The sequence below is a fragment of the Nocardia niigatensis NBRC 100131 genome (assembly GCF_000308655.1).
Lineage (GTDB): Bacteria > Actinomycetota > Actinomycetes > Mycobacteriales > Mycobacteriaceae > Nocardia > Nocardia niigatensis.
Genome location: NZ_BAGC01000048.1, coordinates 37,156 through 56,547, shown reverse-complemented (window position 1 = coordinate 56,547; position 19,392 = coordinate 37,156). Strand labels below are relative to the sequence as shown.

Annotated in this window: 18 protein-coding genes; 8 read left to right on the top strand and 10 right to left on the bottom strand. The window is 68.6% G+C overall.

Going from position 1 to position 19,392, the window contains the following annotated elements; translation table 11 throughout:
* Positions 1-57: 57 nt before the first annotated feature.
* The 7 genes from ON33_RS23110 to ON33_RS23080 form a co-directional block, all read right to left on the bottom strand.
* Positions 58-642, bottom strand: coding sequence for a DNA-3-methyladenine glycosylase I (locus ON33_RS23110; protein ID WP_281033232.1), 585 nt, complete (start codon positions 640-642; stop codon positions 58-60).
* A complete protein-coding gene (locus ON33_RS39890; protein WP_083869217.1) occupies positions 639-1,091 on the bottom strand; it encodes a DivIVA domain-containing protein in 453 nt (150 codons plus the stop codon). Before ON33_RS39890 ends, ON33_RS23110 begins: the two co-directional genes overlap by 4 nt.
* Positions 1,092-1,249: 158 nt before the next feature.
* Complete coding sequence (locus ON33_RS23100; protein WP_040861145.1) at positions 1,250-2,386, bottom strand: Mrp/NBP35 family ATP-binding protein; 1,137 nt, start codon at positions 2,384-2,386, stop codon at positions 1,250-1,252.
* Positions 2,387-2,477: 91 nt separating this feature from the next.
* Positions 2,478-3,350, bottom strand: coding sequence for a lytic transglycosylase domain-containing protein (locus ON33_RS23095; protein ID WP_040861216.1), 873 nt, complete (start codon positions 3,348-3,350; stop codon positions 2,478-2,480).
* A 176-nt stretch (positions 3,351-3,526) separates the two neighbouring features.
* Complete coding sequence (locus ON33_RS23090) at positions 3,527-5,011, bottom strand: lytic transglycosylase domain-containing protein (RefSeq protein WP_040861144.1); 1,485 nt, start codon at positions 5,009-5,011, stop codon at positions 3,527-3,529.
* A 131-nt stretch (positions 5,012-5,142) separates the two neighbouring features.
* Entirely contained in the window at positions 5,143-5,730 is a 588-nt protein-coding gene (locus ON33_RS23085) for a DUF1003 domain-containing protein (protein WP_040861143.1), read from the bottom strand.
* Complete coding sequence (locus tag ON33_RS23080) at positions 5,727-7,052, bottom strand: magnesium transporter MgtE N-terminal domain-containing protein (RefSeq protein WP_040861142.1); 1,326 nt, start codon at positions 7,050-7,052, stop codon at positions 5,727-5,729. Before ON33_RS23080 ends, ON33_RS23085 begins: the two co-directional genes overlap by 4 nt.
* Positions 7,053-7,113: 61 nt before the next feature.
* On the opposite strand from ON33_RS23080, the gene ON33_RS23075 reads away from it, so the two are divergent.
* Genes ON33_RS23075 through ON33_RS23065 form a run of 3 tightly spaced genes read left to right on the top strand, consistent with a single transcriptional unit; the run spans position 7,114 to position 9,154 of the window.
* Positions 7,114-8,070: an HpcH/HpaI aldolase/citrate lyase family protein gene (locus tag ON33_RS23075; protein WP_040861141.1), complete on the top strand. Its 957-nt coding sequence runs from the start codon at positions 7,114-7,116 to the stop codon at positions 8,068-8,070.
* 12 nt (positions 8,071-8,082) lie between these two features.
* A complete protein-coding gene (locus ON33_RS23070) occupies positions 8,083-8,574 on the top strand; it encodes a YflT domain-containing protein (RefSeq protein WP_040861140.1) in 492 nt (163 codons plus the stop codon).
* A 4-nt stretch (positions 8,575-8,578) separates the two neighbouring features.
* Entirely contained in the window at positions 8,579-9,154 is a 576-nt protein-coding gene (locus ON33_RS23065; RefSeq protein WP_040861139.1) for a suppressor of fused domain protein, read from the top strand.
* Here the strand turns inward: ON33_RS23065 and ON33_RS23060 are convergent.
* Together ON33_RS23060 and corA are read right to left on the bottom strand one after the other, a co-directional pair.
* Positions 9,151-10,722, bottom strand: a complete 1,572-nt coding sequence (locus ON33_RS23060) for an alpha/beta fold hydrolase (protein WP_245550674.1) — start codon at positions 10,720-10,722, stop codon at positions 9,151-9,153. The genes ON33_RS23065 and ON33_RS23060 overlap by 4 nt on opposite strands.
* A gap of 159 nt (positions 10,723-10,881) precedes the next feature.
* Positions 10,882-11,949, bottom strand: a complete 1,068-nt coding sequence (gene corA, locus ON33_RS23055; protein ID WP_040861214.1) for a magnesium/cobalt transporter CorA — start codon at positions 11,947-11,949, stop codon at positions 10,882-10,884.
* A gap of 71 nt (positions 11,950-12,020) precedes the next feature.
* Between corA and ON33_RS23050 the strand changes: the two genes are divergently transcribed.
* The 3 genes from ON33_RS23050 to ON33_RS23040 all read left to right on the top strand — a co-directional run bounded on the left by ON33_RS23050 (position 12,021) and on the right by ON33_RS23040 (position 16,481).
* Positions 12,021-12,875, top strand: coding sequence for a PHP domain-containing protein (locus ON33_RS23050; protein WP_040861213.1), 855 nt, complete (start codon positions 12,021-12,023; stop codon positions 12,873-12,875).
* A 314-nt stretch (positions 12,876-13,189) separates the two neighbouring features.
* Positions 13,190-14,746 (top strand): FAD-dependent oxidoreductase, encoded by a 1,557-nt coding sequence (locus ON33_RS23045; protein WP_040861138.1) that lies wholly within the window; start codon positions 13,190-13,192, stop codon positions 14,744-14,746.
* A 517-nt stretch (positions 14,747-15,263) separates the two neighbouring features.
* Positions 15,264-16,481, top strand: coding sequence for an NAD(P)-dependent malic enzyme (locus tag ON33_RS23040; protein ID WP_040861137.1), 1,218 nt, complete (start codon positions 15,264-15,266; stop codon positions 16,479-16,481).
* 61 nt (positions 16,482-16,542) lie between these two features.
* Here the strand turns inward: ON33_RS23040 and ON33_RS23035 are convergent, their stop codons facing one another.
* The gene (locus ON33_RS23035; RefSeq protein ID WP_245550673.1) at positions 16,543-17,424 is read right to left on the bottom strand and encodes a sterol desaturase family protein; all 882 of its coding nucleotides are present in this window, start codon (positions 17,422-17,424) and stop codon (positions 16,543-16,545) included.
* Between the two features lie 140 nt (positions 17,425-17,564).
* Here ON33_RS23035 and ON33_RS23030 point away from each other — a divergent pair, with 140 nt between their 5' ends.
* Together ON33_RS23030 and ON33_RS23025 are read left to right on the top strand one after the other, a co-directional pair.
* A complete protein-coding gene (locus ON33_RS23030) occupies positions 17,565-18,725 on the top strand; it encodes a sensor histidine kinase (protein WP_040861136.1) in 1,161 nt (386 codons plus the stop codon).
* Positions 18,722-19,381: a response regulator gene (locus tag ON33_RS23025; RefSeq protein WP_040861135.1), complete on the top strand. Its 660-nt coding sequence runs from the start codon at positions 18,722-18,724 to the stop codon at positions 19,379-19,381. The genes ON33_RS23030 and ON33_RS23025 overlap by 4 nt, the downstream gene beginning before the upstream one ends.
* The last annotated feature ends 11 nt before the right edge of the window (positions 19,382-19,392 follow it).

Genomic DNA, 19,392 nt, shown 5'->3' with positions numbered 1-19,392 from the left:
TTCCCTATCGCGGATCGAGGCGGGTACCTGAGTTCCAAAAACCGACCGTCGTGGCGTTCAGCGAGTACTCACATTCACCCAGCAATCGGCGATGTGATCGTCTACCATCCCCGTCGCCTGCATGAGTGCGTACGCCGTCGTGGGTCCCACGAATTTGAACCCGCGCCGCTTGAGTTCTTTTGCGAGAGCGGTGCTTTCGGTTGTGACAGCGGGTACATCGGACATGCTCCGCGGCCGCTTCCGCGGGGTCGGCGCATAGGACCAGAGCAGCGCGTCCAGGCTCTCGCCGAGATCGCGGGCAACCCGCGCATTGTGGACGCTGGCCAGTATTTTGGCTCGGTTGCGAACAATGCCTGGATCCGCCATGAGGCGTTCCACATCGGCGTCCCCGAACCCCGCCACCCGTTCGATCGCGAAGCCCTCGAATGCGGTCCGGAAGGCGGGCCGCTTGCGCAAAATCGTGATCCACGCCAACCCCGACTGAAACGCCTCGAGGCACATTCGCTCGAATAGCGCGTCATCGCCGTGCAGTGGGCGTCCCCACTCCTGATCGTGGTAATCCCGATAAAGCTGGGAACCCTCCGACCATCCGCATCGAATCAGTCCGTCGGTACTCGCGTCCGGCCCGATGTCCGCGGTCACCGCGCACCTGGCTTTTCGCCGTTTTCGGCCGGGACCGCGGTTTCGGCCGGGAGCACCCGCGGCACGGCGACCTCGCCGTCCGAGTCCGCGATCCGCCGCGGCGCAGGCGGCTCACCCGACCCCGGCTGCGCACCGGGCTCGGCGGTCGCCTCCGACGCGGACTCCCCGCCGTTCACGCGGGCGAGCTCGCCCTCGAGTTCGTCGATGCGGGCGGCGAGCCGGGTCAGGGCCCAGTCCACCTCGCCGGCCTTGTATCCGCGGAACACCTGCTGGAAGCGCAGCGCCCGCACATCGCAGCCGCTGATGCCGGCCGCGGGCAGCGCGGTGACGGTCGTCCCCTCCGGCAGCGGCCCGAGCTCCTCCGATCGTCCGAAGATCGCACTGGCCACCAGGAACAGCAGCGCGGCGACCAATCCGACGATCAGCACGTACAGCAGCATCGTGAGCATGCCCCGAGCTTAGGGCCCGCCCGCACCCCCGTCCGCCCGTACCCCTGGCGGAAACCCGCCGTCGAATTCCGCACTCTCCCAAAGGGAGAACAAAGTCGGGGAGCCCCCGGCGCGGATTCGGGCGAATCGCGTGCCGAGGGCTCCCTGATCGTGGACTGCTACAGGTGGCGGGTGGTGTCGATGGACAGCGACATGCCCGCCAGGCCGCGGCGGCGCACCGCCAGCTTGTCGGCGATGTCGAGCAGGGCCTTGCCCGAGGGGCTCTCGGGGGCGCGCAGCACGATCGGGGTGCCCTCGTCGCCGGCCTCGCGCAGCTGCTGCTCGATCGGAATCTGGCCCAGCAGGGGGACGTTCGCCCCGATGGCGCGCGTCAGGTTGTCCGCCACGGTCTGACCGCCGCCGGCGCCGTAGAGCTCCATGCGGCTGCCGTCGGGCAGATCCAGCCAGGACATGTTCTCGATGACACCGGCGATGCGCTGCCGGGTCTGCAGGGCGATGGAGCCCGCGCGCTCGGCTACCTCGGCGGCGGCCAGCTGCGGGGTCGTCACGACCAGGATCTCCGCGTTCGGGATGAGCTGGGCCAGCGAGATGGCCACGTCGCCGGTGCCCGGCGGCAGGTCCAGCAGCAGGATGTCCAGGTCGCCCCAGAAGACGTCGGCCAGGAACTGCTGCAGCGCACGGTGCAGCATCGGGCCGCGCCACACCACGGGCGTGTTGCCCTGGGTGAACATGGAGATCGAGATGACCTTCACGTCGTGCGCGATGGGCGGCATGATCATCCGCTCGACCTGGGTGGGCCGCTGGTCGGTGCCCAGCATGCGCGGCACGCTGTGGCCGTAGATGTCGGCGTCGAGCACACCCACCGAGAGGCCCTTGGCGGCCATGGCGGCGGCGAGATTGACCGTGACCGAGGATTTCCCGACCCCGCCTTTACCGGAGGCAACCGCGTAGACGCGGGTGAGCGAGCCGGGCTGGGCGAACGGGATGACCGGTTCGGCGGCGTCGCCGCGCAGCTTGCGGCGCAGCTCGGTGCGCTGCTCGTCGTTCATGACATCCAGGTCGACCGTGATGGCGCCGACCCCGGCCACGTCGGCCACGGCCTTCGTGACCCGTTCCTGGATGGCGGATTTCATCGGGCAGGCCGATGTCGTCAGGTAGATCACAACGTGGACACTGCTATCCGCGCCGACCTCGACGCTCTTCACCATGCCCAGCTCGGTGATCGGCTTCCGGATCTCCGGGTCGTTCACCTTCGCGAGCGCGCCCCGCACATCCGATTCCGTAACCACTGGCATGGGCCCAAGTCTAGGAGCGGTCTCGGCCGTGCCGTTTTCGCCCTCCGCTTATACCGGGGGCGGGTGTATGCGGCGTGGTCAGGAGCGTGGTCTAGATGCGGGGCAGCGCGGCGGGCGACGGGTTGACCCCGGAGCCGTAGGCGGTCTCCCACGCCATCACGTTCGCGACGTAGGCCATGGAGTTGTTGTAGCGCAGGATGGCCCGGGTCTGCTGGCCCGGATCACGCATGTCGAGGCCGCCCGAGCAGAGGTACTTGCCGGCGGTGAGCGCGGCGTCGTACACGTTCTGCGGATCGGCGACGCCGTCGCCGTTGCCGTCGGCCGCGTACTTGCGCCAGGTCTCGGGCAGGAACTGCATGGGGCCCACAGCGCGGCGGTAGCTGCCGGACAAGCCGTCCAGGTCGCCGCCGTCGGCGGTCGCAATCACATTGTTGCCGTAGAGACTTCCGTCCAGGACGGGTCCGTAGACCGACTGCAGCGGATAGCCGTTGTCGTCGATCTTGCCGTAGCCGTGGGTGGATTCGACCCGTCCGATGCCGGCCAGCAGGTTCCACGGCATATTGCAGGTGGGATTCTCCACGGCCAGAACGCGTTCCGCGTTCTCGTACGCGTCCTTTGCGACGCCCGGCATACCGAGCGGCCCGGCGGGGCGTGCCGACGGCACCCGGCCGTCCGGCTGGGCGACGGCCTTCACTTCCGGAGGGCCAACGGGCGCAACCTGTTTGGCCTCGTGCAGCAGCGGCTCCGGGGCGGCGGCCGGCGGGAGTGCGGCCGCCTCGGGGCTGGGTAGCTGTTCCTCGCTGTCGCTCGACAGCTGGTGCTGGAAGGTAGCGGCGATCTTGTCGGCGATGTTCCCGTCGCCGGCTCCGGTAACTGTGGCCAGTCCGGCGGGCACGAGCCCGGTCAATGCGATGACCGATCCACGGCGAACTTTCGGGACCGGGGGTTTGCGGTGACGACCCACTGTGTGGTGACCCTCCATTGCCATCGGCTGATACCGGGGTGATGCAATGGATGCCACGTTACCGTATCCGAGACCTTCTTGTTACCCCTTCGTGATCAACTCTCGAATTTTGAAGGAATCGCAAGTCAGACACGAGTTCCGGGGCGGCGCCACGGAACTCGCGAATCGCGCAATCGTTACGGGACGGGTGCGGGAGCCGGCGCCGGCAACGGAATCGTGATGCCGAAGGGCAGCGTGATACCGGGCGCCGGAGTGGTGGTCGTGGTGGTGTCCGGGTCAGTGTCGGCCGGGGTCGCCGGCTCGGGCGCGGGCGTCTTGGACGGCGTGGCCGTTTGCTGATCCTGCGGTTGCTGGACGGCCTGCTGCGGCTGATCCTGCGGCTTCTGATTCTGCTGACCCGGCTGCGTGTTGCAGGTGGTGACCGCGGGCTGATCCTTGACGATCGGCCGGCCGTCGGGCCCGAACTGCTGCTCGTTCGGCTTGCCGTCCTGCGGCTTGGCTTCGTCCCCGGGTTTGGTGTCGTCCCCGGGTTTGGTGTCGGCCGCCGGGTCGCCGGGGACCTTGTCGGCCTTCTGATCTGGCTGCTGCTGCGCCGGAACCGTCACCTGCTCACAGGGATTCGCGGGCGCCACCGGGGCGGGGCAGAAGATGCCGCACGGGATCGGCGGCAGGCCCGGGATGGTGATCATCACCTGGGTCGGCGACGGCGTGGTGGTGGTCTGCTGCGTGGCGTCGGGCGACTCGCTGGCCGGAATCGTGGTGGAGGCCACCGAGATATCCGGGCCGTTGACCGGAACGTAGTTGTTGGGCACCAGATCCGGCGAGATGCTCACCTGCTGCGGAGCGCCGCCGGTCTTGTACGCGTTGGCCCAGCTGAGCACGTTGGCCGCGTAGGACACCGAATTGTTGTAGCGCAGCACGGCCCGGAGCTGCTGTTGCGGATCCGCCAGGTCCATGCCGCCCGAGCACAGGTACTTGCCCGCCGCCAGTGCCGCGTCGAAGACATTGTTGGGATCCGGTGTCCCGCTGCCCTTTCCATTTGCGGCATACACCGACCAGGTGCTGGGCAGGAACTGCATGGGGCCGATAGCCCGCACGAAGCTGCCGTCCGAGGCCTTGATGATCTCGTTGCCGGGCAGCGTCCCGTCCAGGGCCGGGCCGTAGATCGGGGAGACCGTGGTGCCCGCGGCGTCGGTGCGGCCGTTGTTGGCGTGATTGGACTCGATGCGGCCGATGCCGGCCAGCAGGTACCAGGGCAGATGGCAGTTCGGGTCGGAAGATTGCAGCGCCAGTTCGGCATTGCGGTAGGCAGCCAGCACGATCTCCGGAATGCCCAGTACGCCACTGCCGCCGGGCAGTGCGATGTCCCGCAGCGGCACGGTGCCGCCGAACAGGGGTGAGCCGTCGGCGGGCGGGGTCATTGCGCTGAGTTTGCGGGGAGGCTCCGGAGCCGCCGGAACCAGGCCCACGGTCTGGTCCGAGGGGGTATCGGCGGGAGTGCTCACGCTCGCGTTGCGCGCGGAGGCGGCCGCCAGCAGTGCGTCCGGCGCGGCCTGTGGAGCCTCGGTGTGGACGGTCGTGTTGGTGGCGGAACCGGCGGTGACCAGGCCCGCTATCAGAAGTGCCGACGCTGTCACCGGAGCAGAAATTCGCTTCGCCACCACACAATCCCCTCAGTCGTGCGGCCGGGGCCCGTGCTGACACTCATGCCAGGGCAGTGTCTGGGTCGGTCGCTCGGAACAACGTGATCCAGGTTACCCATCAGTCAGCTGGTACGGAACAACTTCAGGGGTCAGTCGCCATCTTTTTGTGCCGAAATTGCGACCTCATCAGGCTTACGATCGGTACTCTTCTTTGTTTTCTTGACCTTCGCGATCTCGTCGCCGACGGTCAGCTTCTCCAGTCTGACCAGGAATTCCTTGATGTCGTCCAGCTCCCGGCGCACGTAGTCGCGCGTAGCGACCTCGCCCACGGCCAGTCGCAGGGCGGCGAGTTCGCGCGCCAGGAATTCGGTGTCGGCCTTCGTCTGGGCCGCTCGTGACCGGTCCTCCTCCAGCGAGACCCGGTCGCGATTGTCCTGCCGGTTCTGCGCCAGCAGGATCAGCGGCGCGGCGTAGGCGGCCTGGGTGGAGAACGCGAGGTTCAGCAGGATGAACGGATACGGATCCCACTGCAGTCGCAGCGCGAAGACATTGAGCAGGATCCACACCACGACGATCACGGTCTGGATCGCCAGATAACGGCCGGTGCCCAGGAAGCGGGCCACCTTCTCACTGGTGCGCGCCATCGCCTCGGCATCCCAGTCGAATCCGCGGAAGCGGCTCTCGACCGGGGTCTCCAAACGCTGGCGGGCGCTGAGCTTCTCGAGCCGTTCGCTCATGCGCGGCCTCCCGTCCCTTCGATCACGGGCATGCCGTGCGCATCGTGGTGGTCTTCGTCCTGCTCGCGCCAGTCCTCGGGTAGCAGGTGGTCGAGCACGTCATCGACGGTGACGGCTCCCAAGAGATGATTCTCCGCGTCCACCACCGGTCCGCACACCAGGTTGTAGGTGGCGAAATATCGGGTCACGGCGGTGAGCGGGGCCTCGGGGCGCAGCTGCACCAGATCGGTGTCGACGATGCCGCCGACGAGGTTCGCGGGCGGTTCCCGCAGCAGCTGCTGGAAGTGCACGCAGCCCAGGTAGCGGCCGGTCGGGGTGGCGGTGGGCGGGCGCACCACGAAGGCCATGGAGGCCAGCGCCGGGGTGAGCTCGGGGTCGCGGATGCGCGCGAGCGCCTCGGCCACGGTGGTGGAGGCGGTGAGGACCACCGCGTCCGGGGTCATCAGACCACCGGCGGTGTAGGGCGCGTGCTCGAGCAGGCGGCGGACCGGTTCGGAGTCCTCCGGATCCATCAGCGCCAGCAGCGATTCCGCCTCGCCGGCGGGCAGTTCGCCCAGCAGGTCGGCGGCGTCGTCGGGGTCCATGGCCTCGAGCAGGTCGGCGGCGCGTTCCACACCGAGCTGCTCGAGCAGTTCCACCTGATCGTTCTCGGGCAGCTCCTGGACCACGTCGGCGAGGCGCTCGTCGTCGAAGGCGGCCGCCACCTCGATGCGGCGCTTGAGCGGCAGTTCGCGCAGCATATGGGCGACGTCGGCGGGCCGCATGCCCTCGAACTGGCCGAGCAGCTGGGTGACGTCCTGGCCGGGCAGGTTCAGCTCGGTCTGGGTGAGGCCGCGCACCTGCGCCCAGTCGACGACGTGTACCGCGCCGCGCCGGCCGAAACCCACGCCCAGCCGGCGGCGTTCGCGCACGGCGACCCGGGAGACCACCCAGTCGCGGGTGCGGCCCTGCTCGATGCCCAGGTCGACCACCACCACGTCGACGGTCGCCAGCTGCGGCAGCTCGGGATCGGCGACGCGGACGGTGGAGTCGAGAATCTGCGCGATGGCCAGCAACTCGCCGGGCCGCTGCTCGAAGCGGCGCACGCTGATCGTCCCGGTGGTGAGGGTGAGCGCGCCGGGCTCGATGGCCTGGACCCGGAGCATGGGCACGAAAATGCGCTTGCGGGTGGGTAGTTCGACGAGCACGCCCAGCACCCTGGGCTGCTGGCGGTCATAGCGTATCGAGATCACGATGTCGCGGAGGCGGCCGATAGACTCGCCATCCGGTCCCAGTACCACCAAGCCCGCCAACCGGGCGGCGAAAACCTTCGTCGCTGCCATGTTTGGTAAGGCTAGTGGGTCAAACGCGTCCGAAATGTCGCGCCACGTGAAGGAGTGAGCCATGACATCGCGCCGATCGGTCCTCGCCGTCCCCGGCAGCAACCCGCGCATGATCGAGAAGGCCAAGGGACTGGCCGCCGACGAGGTGTTCCTGGACCTCGAGGACGCGGTCGCGCCGGCGGCGAAGGCGGCCGCGCGGGCGAACATCGTGGCCGCGCTCAACTCCGGCGGCTGGGGCACACAGATTCGCGTTGTGCGGGTCAACGATTGGACCACCGAGTACACCTACGCCGACGTCATCACCGTGGTGGAGGGCGCGGGCTCGGAGCTGGACGCCATTCTGCTGCCCAAGGTCACCGACGCCGGCCAGGTGCAGGCCCTGGACCTGCTGCTGACCCAGCTGGAGAAGGCCAACGGACTGCCGGTCGGCCGGATCGGGATCGAACCGCAGATCGAGAACGCGCTCGGGCTGCGCAATATCGACGCCATCGCGACCGCGAGCCCACGGGTGCAGACCCTGGTCTTCGGGCCCGCTGACTTCATGGCCTCGATCAATATGCGCACCCTGGTGGTGGGCGAGCAGCCCGAGGGCTACGAGCCGGGCGACGCCTACCACCACATCTATATGACGATCCTGCTGGCGGCGCGCGCCCACGGCCTGCAGGCCATCGACGGCCCCTATCTGGCGGTTCGCGACATCGACGGCTTCCGCCGCAACGCATCCCGCACGGCCGCACTGGGTTTCGATGGCAAGTGGGTGCTGCACCCGGATCAGATCACCGCCTGCAACGAGATCTTCAGCCCGCGCCAGGCCGACTACGACCGGGCCGAGGAGATCCTCGACGCCTATGCCTTTCACACCTCCGCCGACGGTGGCGCGCGGGGCGCGGTGATGCTCGGTGACGAGATGATCGACGAGGCCAGCGCCAAAATGGCTCAGGTGATCGCTGATAAAGGCAGGGCCGCCGGAATGGCGCGAACCACGTGTTTCGCTCCTGCGGCCGTGGATGCGAAATAGCATGATGGAGTCATGACGAATCCCATGGGGAATGCGAGCCGGGGCCGTCCGGGCCTGCCGACGCCGCCTTCGGGCTGGCCGATCGGCTCCTACCCAACCTACGCGGAGGCGCAGCGGGCGGTCGACTATTTGGCCGACAACCAGTTCCCGGTCGAGGGCGTGACGATCGTCGGTGTGGACCTCATGCAGGTCGAGCGGGTGCTGTACCGGTTGACCTGGGGCAAGGTGATCGGCGGCGGCATGGTGTCGGGCGCCTGGCTGGGCCTGTTCCTGGGCCTGCTGCTGAGCATGTTCACCTCCGGCGGGGCCGTCGGCCCGCTGGTAGTCGGTCTGGTCGGCGGCATCATCTTCGGTCTCATCTCCGCGTCCATCCCGTACGCGGCGACCCGGGGCCAGCGTGACTTCGCCTCCACCATGCAGCTGGTGGCCGGCCGCTACGACGTGCTGTGCGACCCGAAGACGGCCGAGCAGGCGCGCGACATGCTCGCCAGGCTGGCCATCTAGATCCATGGAGGTACTGGATCAGGTCCGGGCCGCGGTGCTCGGTCATTTCGGGGTGGACTCCGCGGACGCGGCGTCGGTGACGTTCCTGGGTCTGGAGCCCATCGACATCCTGCGCGTCCCGGACGGCGAGTTCGTGCACTACACCACGCTGGGCGGCTCCCGGCATCCGATGACGGATCCGGCGGCGGCGCTGGCCGATCCGGTGCGCGGTCCGCGCGCGGAGCTGGTGCTCACGCTGCGCGGCGGCGCGGGCGCGGGCTCGGGGCTGACCCGCACGCTGGGCGTGCTGGTGGCGACGCCCGCGGTGGAAGGTGTTGTGCTGCAGGCCGATGCGCTGCTCGATCTGGGAGAACCGTTGTGGACCAACGCGCCGTTCACCGCGGTGCTGCTGGGCGCCAGCGACATCCCCGAGGTGACGCTGCCGGAACCCGCTGAGCCCGTGCGGTTCCTGACGGTGGAGCCGATTACGGCGACGGAGGCCGCGTGGGTGCGGATTCGCGGCGCGGCCGCGCTGCGCGACGCGTGGGCCGAGGCGGGAATCGATGTTCGCGATCCCGCCCGGGCCGCGGCGTCGCTCTAACCGAACGGATTGCCGTCGATCGGACAGGTCGCGCCGGTGGCCGGAAGCGTTCCCGTGGTGAGGTATTCGCGCTTCGCGGCCTCCGAACAGGTGCTGTGCACGTACATGCTGCTGTGCCCGGTGCCCTCGACCACCAGTAGCCGCGCGTCCGCCAGTTCCGCCGCGCCGGCGGCGGCTCCGGCCAGCGGCGTCGCGGGGTCGTTGCGGCTGTTGATCACCAGGATCGGGGCGGTCGGCCGATTCCATGGGCCGGAATAGGGTCGCACGGCGTTCTCCGGCCAGTAGGCGCAGGTCAACGCGTCCAGGACGCCGAGGCGGCCGAAGACGGGCACCCGCTGGTCCTCGCTGAGCGCGAGGGCGCTGTAGCGGTGTTCGTCGCGCGGCACCCGGCTGTCGGCGCACTGGACGCCGTGGAAGGCCTCGGTGTAGTTGTCGTCGTAGGTGTTGGCGCCGGTGCCGCCCGGGCCCGCCGCACTGCCGGAGCCGATGTCGGCCACCTGCCGCATCAGGGTCGCGGTCTCGGCGAGCACATCGGTCGGCAGATACGGGGTATCGCGCAGATCGTAGAGAAGTTGCAGGGTGGCGGCGAGTTGCGGCCAGCTCGCCGGATTGGCCAGCTGGCCCGCCGCGGCCACCACGGTGCCGTAGTCGTAGCGTTTGCCGTCCCACGAGATCGGTTCGCGCCGTACGCGTTCGAGGATCCGCTGCCACTTCTCGCGGGGGTCGCCCGCGGAGAAGGCGCAGGAGTTCCCGGCCGCCACGCAGGCGTCGAGCATGGCGTCGAAGCTGGCCGCGATGCCGGTCGCGACGTCCTGGCGGGTGTCGATGGGCAGGTCGGCGGCCTGCGCGTCGATTCCGGAGGCGTTGCCGCGGAAGTCCATCGAGCCGTCCAGCACCAGACCGCGGACGCGGCCGGGAAACATGTTGGCGTACAACGCGCCCAGATAGGTGCCGTACGAAATCCCGTGGTAGGTCAGCTTGTCGTCGCCGACGGCCCGGCGCAGCAGGTCGAGATCCCGGGCGGTGTTCTCGGTAGACAGGTAGGGCAGCAGATCCGCGGCCCGTTCGGCGCAGGCGTCCGCGAGGGTCTTGGCGGCGGCGAAGAACGGCGGTTCCGTCTCGGGTGTGCCGGGCATCGGGGGATAGGTGGCGAAGAAGATCTGCTGCGTGGTCGCGTCCGGAAAACAGTGCACCGGTGCGCTGTTCGCGGCGCCGCGGGTATCCCAGGAGACCAGATCGAAGCGGGCGCGCAGGGCGTCGGAGAACAGCCACGACCAGTGGGCACGCTCCCGCAACCGGGACACCCCGGACCGGCCGGGGCCGCCGAAGTTGACGAACAGGGTGCCGATCCGGTGGGCCGGATCGGTGGCGGGGAGTTTGATCACCGCGAGATCGATGGCTCTGTCCTGTGGGTGCGCGTAGTCGAGGGGCACTCGCGCTGTCGCACAGGAGAATCCGGATTCGCAGTCGGTCCAGTTCAGCGCCGGTGTCGGTGCGGCATCGGCGAGGGCGTCGACGTAGGAGCCGGTCGCCGGGTCCGCCGACACCGGAACCGGGGTCGCCAGCATGAGGCCGAATATCGCTGCCCACCAAGCCATCCGACGTCGTGCCGATGGATTCCTCGTCATGACCACAGCCGAATTCATAGCAACAATTCGGCCATCGGTGCGAGACGCTCGGCAACGCCGCTGGTGGGGCGGGGTGGTCACGTCACCTGTGCGCGTTGCTCACAGCCACTTGTTGCGGTGGAAGTTCACGTAGAGGACCGCGCACAGCAACACCATCACGCCGATCACGATCGGATAGGCGTAGTGCTCCTCGAGCTCGGGCATGAATTCGAAGTTCATGCCGTAGATGCCCGCGATCATGGTCGGCACGGCGGCCATGGCGGCGTACGCCGAGATCTTGCGCATGTCGGTGTTCTGCTGGACGCTCACCTTGGCCAGCGCGGCATTGATGAGGGCGCTGAGGGATTCGTTGAAGTCGATGATCTGCTCGGTGACCGCGGTGTGATGGTCGGTGACGTCGCGCAGATAGCGGCGGATCTCCTTGGGCAGCGGCAGCGTGGTGTCGTGGGTGAGCACCTGCAATGGCAACTGCAGCGGCTTCACCGCCCGGCGCAGTTCCACCACTTCGCGTTTGAGCTGGTAGATGGCTTCGATCTGGAGCTTGTTGGCGGGGGTGAAGACCTCTTCCTCCATGGCGTCGACGTCTTCCTCGATGGCGGCGGTGACCGCCATGTAGGAGTCCACGACATGGTCGGCGACCGCGTGCAGCACCGAGCTGGATCCGAGCGACAGCTGACTGGGTTCGGCCTCCAAGGCTTTTCGCACGCCGGCCAGTCCGCTGTGGTCGCCGTGGCGGACGGTGATGACGAAGTCCGGTCCGGCGAAGACCATGATCTCGCCGGTGTCCACGATCTCGGCGACGCTATTGAGCTCGTGCTCGAGGTATTGGACGGTGCGCAGCACCAGGAACAGGATGTCGTCGTAGCGTTCGAGTTTGGGCCGCTGATGCGCCTGCACGGCGTCCTCGGCGGCCAGCGAGTGCAGGCCGAAGGTCTCGGCCACGTCGGCCATCAGGTCCCTGCCGGGTTCCAGCAGTCCCAGCCAGACGAAGCCGTCGCGGCGTTCGCGCACCTCGGTGAGGGCGTTCTTGTAGGTGCACTGATCCCAGAGCCGTTGACCGTCGACATACACCGCACAGTCGACGATCGTGCCGTGCCGGACCGGCTCGGCGGGGTGTGGTCGCTCGCCGGACCACCCGGGCCAGTGGAAGGAGGGCAGCGGGGGCATCGAGGACACATCGACGATGCTAATCGTCCCGCCCCCGGGCGATCGTGGGCGGCGCAGGCAATATAGACGGCGTGCGTATCGATCTCCACACCCATTCCAACGCGTCGGACGGCACGGACACCCCGGCCGAACTGATCGCGAACGCGGCGGCCGCCGGGCTCGACGTGGTGGCTCTGACCGACCATGACACCACCTCCGGCTGGGCTGCGGCAGCCGCCGCGCTACCTCCGGGTTTGACGCTGATCCGGGGTATGGAGATGTCGTGTGTGGGGTTGGGGGAGGACGGCTATCCGGTGCCGGTGCACCTGCTGGCGTACCTGTTCGATCCGGCCGACGAATCCTTCGCGCAGGAGCGGGAGCGGTTGCGTGCCGAGCGGGTGGTGCGGCTGCGGGCGATGGCCGAGCAGATGGCCGCGGACGGTCTGCCGATCGATCCGGAGGAGGTGATGGCGTCGGTGGGTCCGTCGGCGGGTCGTCCGCATCTGGCGCGGGCGCTGGTGCGGGCCGGGGTGGTGCCGTCGGTGGACGCCGCGTTCAAGGAGCTGCTGGCTCCCCACGGCCGGTACTACGTCGAGAAGGCCGACACGCCGTTGCGGCGAGCGGTCGAGATGGTGGCCTCGGCGGGTGGCGTGAGCGTGGTGGCCCATGCCCGGGCGCGCAAGCGCGGGCGGCTGCTGGCCCTCGACCACATTCGGGAGCTGACCGAGTTCGGGCTGGGTGGTCTGGAACTCGATCACCCGGACCACAGCGCCGAGGATCGTGAGGTGTTGCGCGGGCTGGCCGCGGAACTGGGCTTGCTGACGACCGGCTCGTCGGATTACCACGGCGCCAACAAGACCATTCGGCTCGGCGAATTCACCACTGACCCAACGCAATTCGAGGAAATCGTGGGCAAAGCGAGCGGGGTCCCGGTGATCACCGCATGAGGGTGGTCCGGGGCCTGAGCGGAATGGTCGCGGGGGGCATTCTCGTGCTCGCGGCCACGGTCGCCACCACCGCGATCATCGGTGCTCGGCGTGGTTTCCCGGGCCCCGGATGGACGGCTGTGACGTGGCATGTGGCCGCGGCGGCGGGGGTGCTGGCCGCCCAAATTTATGCGGATAGGCATCGGGGTTTTGCGGCTTTTTTCGGATGTTCGGTCGTTTTTTCGGTAGCTGGATATCTGCTCTGGGTGCAGTGGTGGAATTGAGATACGCATAACGGTTGCGACTACATGAACTGTGGTCGAACATTTGTCGTTATGACCGAATTCGACGCCGATGTGCTGGTGCTGGGAGGCGGTCCGGCCGGCGCCTGGGCCGCGCTGGCTGCTGCCGCCGCGGGTGCGCGGGTATTGGTCGCCGACAAGGCCCGCTGCGGCGCCAGCGGCCCCACTGCGCGCGGCGGGGTCACGCTCTGGAACATCCCGTCCGGTCCGGCCCGGGAGGACGCGGTGCGGCAGAACTTCGCGCACGGCGGCGGGCTGGGGGATCCGGAATGGATGTATCGGGTGCTGGAGGAGACCCATCGGCGTATCGGTCAACTGGTGACGGGTGGCTTCCGCTTCCGCGGTGAACACGCCGAACGCCCGGCCCGGGTCTACCTCGACGGTGCGAAGTATCTGGGCCGGCTGCGGCGCAGCATGGTGATCGCGGGGGTGCGCATCCTCGACCACCATCCCGCCCTTCAGCTCATCACCAATGGTGACGGCGTCGTATCGGGCGCGGCGGGTGTGACTCGGTCCGGCGAGTTCCGCGCCTGGACCGTCCGGGCGCGCGCGGTAGTGCTCGCCACCGGCGGCTGCGCCTTCCTCTCCGGGGGCGCGGGCACCGATGTGGACACCGGGGACGGGCTGCTGATGGGGGCGGAGGCCGGGGCCGAACTGTCCGGCATGGAGTTCTCCAACGCGTATTCGCTGGCCCCGGTGGCCGATTCGCGGCTGCTGGGCGGTCGCCCGGTGGCCGCCGTGTTCGCCTCCGACCAGGTCATGCACTTCGCGACCCTCTACGACGAGTCCCGTGCGGTGCTGTGGGGGCAGGGATGTGGTTCGCGCGCACAGGCTTTCGCGGCCATCGCCGACGGACGGCGGGTCTACGCCGCGCTGGACGAACTACCGGAGGCGGTGCGCGCGGAGCTGCGCCGGTACGGGCCGAGCCTGACCGGTCAGGTGCCGCTGTGCGCGGTGCTGGAGGGGACGGTGCGCGGCACCGGCGGGTTGCGGCTGGTCGGACCCGATTGCGCGACCACGGTTCCCGGCCTCTACGGCGCGGGCGATGTCACCACCCGGGAGCCCATCACCGGCGCGGTCAGCGGGTTCGGCGGCCAGAACGGCGCGTGGGCCATCTCGTCGGGGGTGTGGGCGGGTGCGGGCGCGGCCGGGTTCGCCACGGACCGTCGCAAGCTCGGCAAGGCGCGCCCGGTGCCCGGTGTGGGCCTGGGGGACAAGGCGCGGATCGATCCGCGGGCGGTGGTCGGCCTGGTCCAGGAGCACACGCTGCCGCTGCGGCGCAGCTACTGGCGCAGTGACGGCAGCCTGCGCGACAGCATCGGTGAACTGGACGGTATGTGGCCCGGTGTCGAATTGGCGCTCGGCGGAAAAGGTCCCGACCGCCTGCCCGCCCGGCAAGCCGCCGCACTGCTGGCCGTGGCCCGCTGGACCAAGTACTCGGCGCTGGCCCGCACCGAGACCCGCGGCATGCATCGGCGCACGGACCACCCGGGAGCCGGAAGTGACTGGCGAGTACGGTTGCTCTCGGGAGGACTCGATCGGGTATGGGTCCGGCCGGACCTCACAGCCGTGGATGCGACCCCCGCTTGACAGCTCACAGCCGCCGTCGCGACCGTGTTGTGACAGTTCTCCGAGTTCAGTCTCCGACCAGCGAGTTTCTGTTCATCTCGGCGTGATTCGGCTGCCTTACCCTTCAACGATGGTGAGGCGACGCGACGGACCCGGGGGCGATTTGGCAGGCCGTCGCAGCGACTGGCAGAATGGGCCGATCCCGGCCGCAGCCACCGCCCGGCCCGGGACACTCGGTGATCACGAACCCCGACTCGCGGGTTCACACGAGGTCACCCCGGCTGTATCGCCCGGACACACCCCTCCGGTTCTCGCTCGACGATCTGCGCTGCCGCGACACACTTCACGCAATGCCGTAATACTTTGTACGAGTCGCCACGATGAGGTGGCGAGGTTTCCACGAAGTGGCCCGGAAGTGGTGTCGACGTCGCTGAACGCGGCTGCGGCAAAAGGTATATGAGCACCGAAACCACAAATTCCGCTATTACCGAACGGTAACCGTCCAACGGTTGAGTCCGAACCGATCAGGAGTGAAATCGTGTCACCCGTGACTGAAGCAGTGAATGCCACCGAGGCCCCCGCGTCCAATGGGGCGAACCTGTCCGACATCACCAACGAAGAAATTTTCGCCGGGCACCTTGGCGGCAAGCTCTCGGTCGAACTCACCTCCCCGCTGGAGACCCAGCGCGACCTGTCCATCGCCTACACCCCGGGCGTGGCGAAGGTGTGCCTCGGCATCGCCGAGGACGAGTCCCTCGCCAAGACCTACACCTGGGCCGAGCGCTTGGTCGTGGTCGTGTCCGACGGCACTGCCGTGCTGGGCCTGGGCGACATCGGCGCCCGCGCCTCGCTGCCGGTGATGGAGGGCAAGGCGGCGCTGTTCAAGAAGTTCGCCGGCCTGGATTCCATCCCGCTGGTGCTCGACACCAAGGACCCCGACGAGATCGTCGAGACCCTGATCCGCCTGCGCCCGAGCTTCGGCGCGGTCAACCTGGAGGACATCTCCGCGCCGCGCTGCTTCGAGATCGAGAAGCGCGTCATCGAGGCCCTCGACTGCCCGGTCATGCACGACGACCAGCACGGCACCGCCATCGTGGTGCTGGCCGCCCTCAAGGGTGCGGCCGCGGTGCAGGGCCGCGACATGTCCGGTCTGAAGGTCGTGGTGTCCGGCGCCGGCGCGGCCGGTGTCGCGTGCACCGACATCCTGCTGGCCGCGGGCGTTTCCGACATCATCGTGCTCGACTCCAAGGGCATCGTGAGCCAGGACCGCACCGACCTCAACGAGGTCAAGGCCGAGCTGGCGAAGCGCACCAACCCGCGCAACGTCACCGGTGGTCCGGCCGAGGCGCTCGCGGGCGCGGACGTGTTCCTGGGCCTGTCGGCGGGCACCATCGCCGAGGCGTTCATCGCGTCGATGGCTCCCGAGGCCATCGTGTTCGCCATGTCGAACCCGAACCCGGAGATCCACCCCGAGGTGGCCAAGAAGTACGCGGCCATCGTGGCCACCGGCCGCAGCGACTTCCCCAACCAGATCAACAATGTGCTGGCCTTCCCGGGCGTCTTCAAGGGCGCGCTGGATGCCGGCGCTCGCCGGATCACCGAGGGCATGAAGGTGGCCGCGGCCGACGCGATCTTCAATGTGGTCGCCGGTGAGCTGTCCGTGGATCGGATCATCCCGAGCCCGCTGGACCCGCGCGTCGCCCCGGCCGTCGCCGAGGCCGTGGGCAACGCGGCTCGCGCGGAGGGTGTGGCGTAGCCACTCGCTGAGCAAACAAAAGGGCGCTCCGTCGTAGAACGGGCGCCCTTTTCTTATTGGACTAGACCGTGGCCGTGATCTTTTCGCGGTCGGGGATGGCGGCATTCTCGTGCCAGCCGGGCGGGCCGAAGATATATCCCAGACGCCCGCGCCAGGTACGGGCAGTCCGGACATCACGGACGAGATCCACCAACTCGGTGTAATTGACCTTGATCGGATTGTCGGTATTGATGTCCTTGGTCAACCCGTAGCGAATCGGTTCGGTTTCCGCCGCGAAGCTGCCGAACAGGCGATCCCAGAGGATGAGGATCCCGCCGTAATTGGTGTCCAGGTACGGCTGGTTGGAGCCGTGGTGGACGCGGTGGTGGGCCGGGGTGTTGAACACGAATTCCAGGGGCCGCCACAGGGTTTTGACGCGCTGGGTGTGGATGGGGAACTGGTAGAGCAGGCCCAGCGACTGCAGGGCGAACACCATCCAGGCCGGGAAGCCGAGCAGCGCCGCTGGGACCCAGCACAGGCCGCGCACGATATTGGCGGCCGGGTGCGCCCAGGGCAGCCGGATGGCGGTGGAGAAGTTGAAGAACCGGCTGGAGTGGTGGACGCTGTGCGAGGTCCACAGCAGCCGCACCCGATGGTCGGCGCGATGCGCCCAGTAGTAGCAGAAATCGGTGACGATCAGGCCCAGCACCCACACCCACCAGTGCTCCGGTGACAGGTGCAGTGGGGTGAAATGCGCCGCCAGCACCACGCCGGAGAACGGGATCACCTGCGCCAGAAGCGGTTTGGCGACGCGGCCGAGAACGAAGGTGGCGATGTTGGAGGTGGTGTCGCGGCGGTCGATGCCGTTGGCCGGGCGGTCGGGGTCGCGCCGGTTGTCGATCCATTCGATCACCATGAGCAACGCGAACGCCGGCAGGGCGTAGATGAACAGGTCGGCATTCACGGGCGTGCTCCTCGGCGGGGCGGTCGGGTTGCTGGCATGGGTTCGACGCTAGTTCGGCGGCGTGCGCGAATCGTCGCGCCGATGGGGGATTCCGCGTCCCCCACACGGGGGATGGCCGGTCTCCGGGGTAGCGTGCGGCCATGGATGTGACCAGGTCGCTGGCTCGGCAGTCGCTGTTGGTGGCCGCCGCGGCGGCGATCCTGGACGGCGCCCAGATGGTGATGTGCGGGGCCTTCGGGCTGGCGCCGGTGCTGGCCACGATTCTCACGGTGGCGACGGTGGCCGCGGATCTGGCGCTGGCGGCTCCGGCGTCGACGGCGGCCGCGGTCGCGGTGGCGCAGGTGGTGGTGAAGGTGTCGGTGGCGTTGTTCGCGCACCATTACGGCATCACCGCAAGGGTTTTCGATGTCGGGTTCCTGGTGGCGGGGTATCAGGCGGGCGCGTGGTTGAGCGGGCTCGCCTCGGTGCTGACGATGTTGATGCTGGCGGGCGGCTCGTTGACGGTGAATGTGGTGGCGGCCCTTCCGGGGACGAACAATCCGATCCGGATGGTGAGTTTCGCGCTGGGCGCGGGTGTGGTGCCGTGGCTGGTGGGCCGGTACACCGCGGCGCGCGGGGCCTATATCGCGGAGTTGGAGCAGCGGGAGCGGCTGCGGCAGCAGGAGCAGCGGGCGGCGCTGGATCGGGCGCTGGCCGATGAGCGCGAGGCGATCGCCCGGGATCTGCACGACGTGATCTCGCATCATGTGAGCGCCATCGGGATTCATGCCGGGGTGGCGCGAATGGCGTTGTCCCGCACCGATACCGAGGCGGCGGCGCGGTCGGTGAAGGCGGTGGAGTCGAGCAGCCGGGCCGCGATGGTGGATCTGCGCCGACAGCTGGATCTGCTGCACGGCCGCGACGACGAGGGGGAGCGGCAGCCCGGGCTGGCCGATATCGAGGACCTGCTGTGCCGGGTGCGGGACGCCGGATTGACTGTGCACGTGACGGTTTCGGGCGAGCCGCCGTTGCTGCCGGAGTCGCTGGACGTCATGCTCTACCGGGTCGTCCAGGAACTGCTGACCAATGCCCTGCGGCACGGCCGTGATCCGGCCGCGCTGGAGATCGGTTATCTCCCGGGCGCGGTGGAGCTGTGCGAGACCAATCCCATTGCGGCCCTGGAGACCACTGCTGGAGTGCATCGCGGCCTGGACGGAATCCGCCGCCGGGTCGAACTGTTCGACGGCACCGTCGCCTACGGTGCCGACCCGTCCGGAACCCGCTGGGTCATCCGGGTTTCCGTGCCGATCGGAGCCGCATGAGCATCACCATCCTGATCGCCGACGATCACACGGTGTTCCGTTCGGGCCTGCGCGCGGTGGTGGACGCGCACCCCGACCTGGAGTGTGTGGCCGAGGTCGGCGACGGCCGCGCCGCCATCGAGGCGGCCGCCCGCACCCACCCCGACGTGGCGATCCTGGACGTGCGCATGCCGAAACTGGACGGCCTGGCCGCCACCGCCGCTATCGTCGCGGCGGGCCGCACCCGGGTCCTGGTGCTCACCACCTACGACAGCGAGGCCAACCTGCACCGCGCGCTGTCGGCCGGTGCCAGCGGGTTTCTACTGAAAAGCCTTCCGCCAGAAGAACTCGTGGCCGCCATCCGCGTGGCGGTGCGCGGAGACGCCGTCATCGACCCGTCCATGACGCGCCGACTGGCCACCCGGCTGCTAACAGGTATCGCCCCACCGGTGGAACCGCCGGAGCTGGCCCAGCTCACCGCCCGCGAGCGTGAGGTTCTCCTGTTGGTCGCCGATGCCCGTAGTAACAGCGAGATCGCCGCGGCCCTGGGCGTCGGTGAGGAGACGGTCAAGACCCACGTCTCCCGAGTCCTCGCCAAACTCGGTGTGCGCGACCGCATCCACGCGGTCGTCTACGCCCATCAGCACGGCCTCGCCCGCGTCGATCGTTCGCACTGACGACGTCGCCG

Bases quoted from the DNA above. Each gene is read 5' to 3' on its own strand.
- ON33_RS39890 (WP_083869217.1), bottom strand. From the start codon at position 1,091: ATGCTCACGATGCTGCTGTACGTGCTGATCGTCGGATTGGTCGCCGCG.
- ON33_RS23025 (WP_040861135.1), top strand. From the start codon at position 18,722: ATGAGCATCACCATCCTGATCGCCGACGATCACACGGTGTTCCGTTCG.
- ON33_RS23100 (WP_040861145.1), bottom strand. From the start codon at position 2,386: ATGCCAGTGGTTACGGAATCGGATGTGCGGGGCGCGCTCGCGAAGGTG.
- ON33_RS23060 (WP_245550674.1), bottom strand. From the start codon at position 10,722: ATGCTGGCGACCCCGGTTCCGGTGTCGGCGGACCCGGCGACCGGCTCC.
- ON33_RS23030 (WP_040861136.1), top strand. From the start codon at position 17,565: ATGGATGTGACCAGGTCGCTGGCTCGGCAGTCGCTGTTGGTGGCCGCC.
- ON33_RS23085 (WP_040861143.1), bottom strand. From the start codon at position 5,730: ATGAGCGAACGGCTCGAGAAGCTCAGCGCCCGCCAGCGTTTGGAGACC.
- ON33_RS23045 (WP_040861138.1), top strand. From the start codon at position 13,190: ATGACCGAATTCGACGCCGATGTGCTGGTGCTGGGAGGCGGTCCGGCC.
- ON33_RS23065 (WP_040861139.1), top strand. From the start codon at position 8,579: ATGGAGGTACTGGATCAGGTCCGGGCCGCGGTGCTCGGTCATTTCGGG.
- ON33_RS23080 (WP_040861142.1), bottom strand. From the start codon at position 7,052: ATGGCAGCGACGAAGGTTTTCGCCGCCCGGTTGGCGGGCTTGGTGGTA.
- ON33_RS23075 (WP_040861141.1), top strand. From the start codon at position 7,114: ATGACATCGCGCCGATCGGTCCTCGCCGTCCCCGGCAGCAACCCGCGC.
- corA (WP_040861214.1), bottom strand. From the start codon at position 11,949: ATGCCCCCGCTGCCCTCCTTCCACTGGCCCGGGTGGTCCGGCGAGCGA.
- ON33_RS23070 (WP_040861140.1), top strand. From the start codon at position 8,083: ATGACGAATCCCATGGGGAATGCGAGCCGGGGCCGTCCGGGCCTGCCG.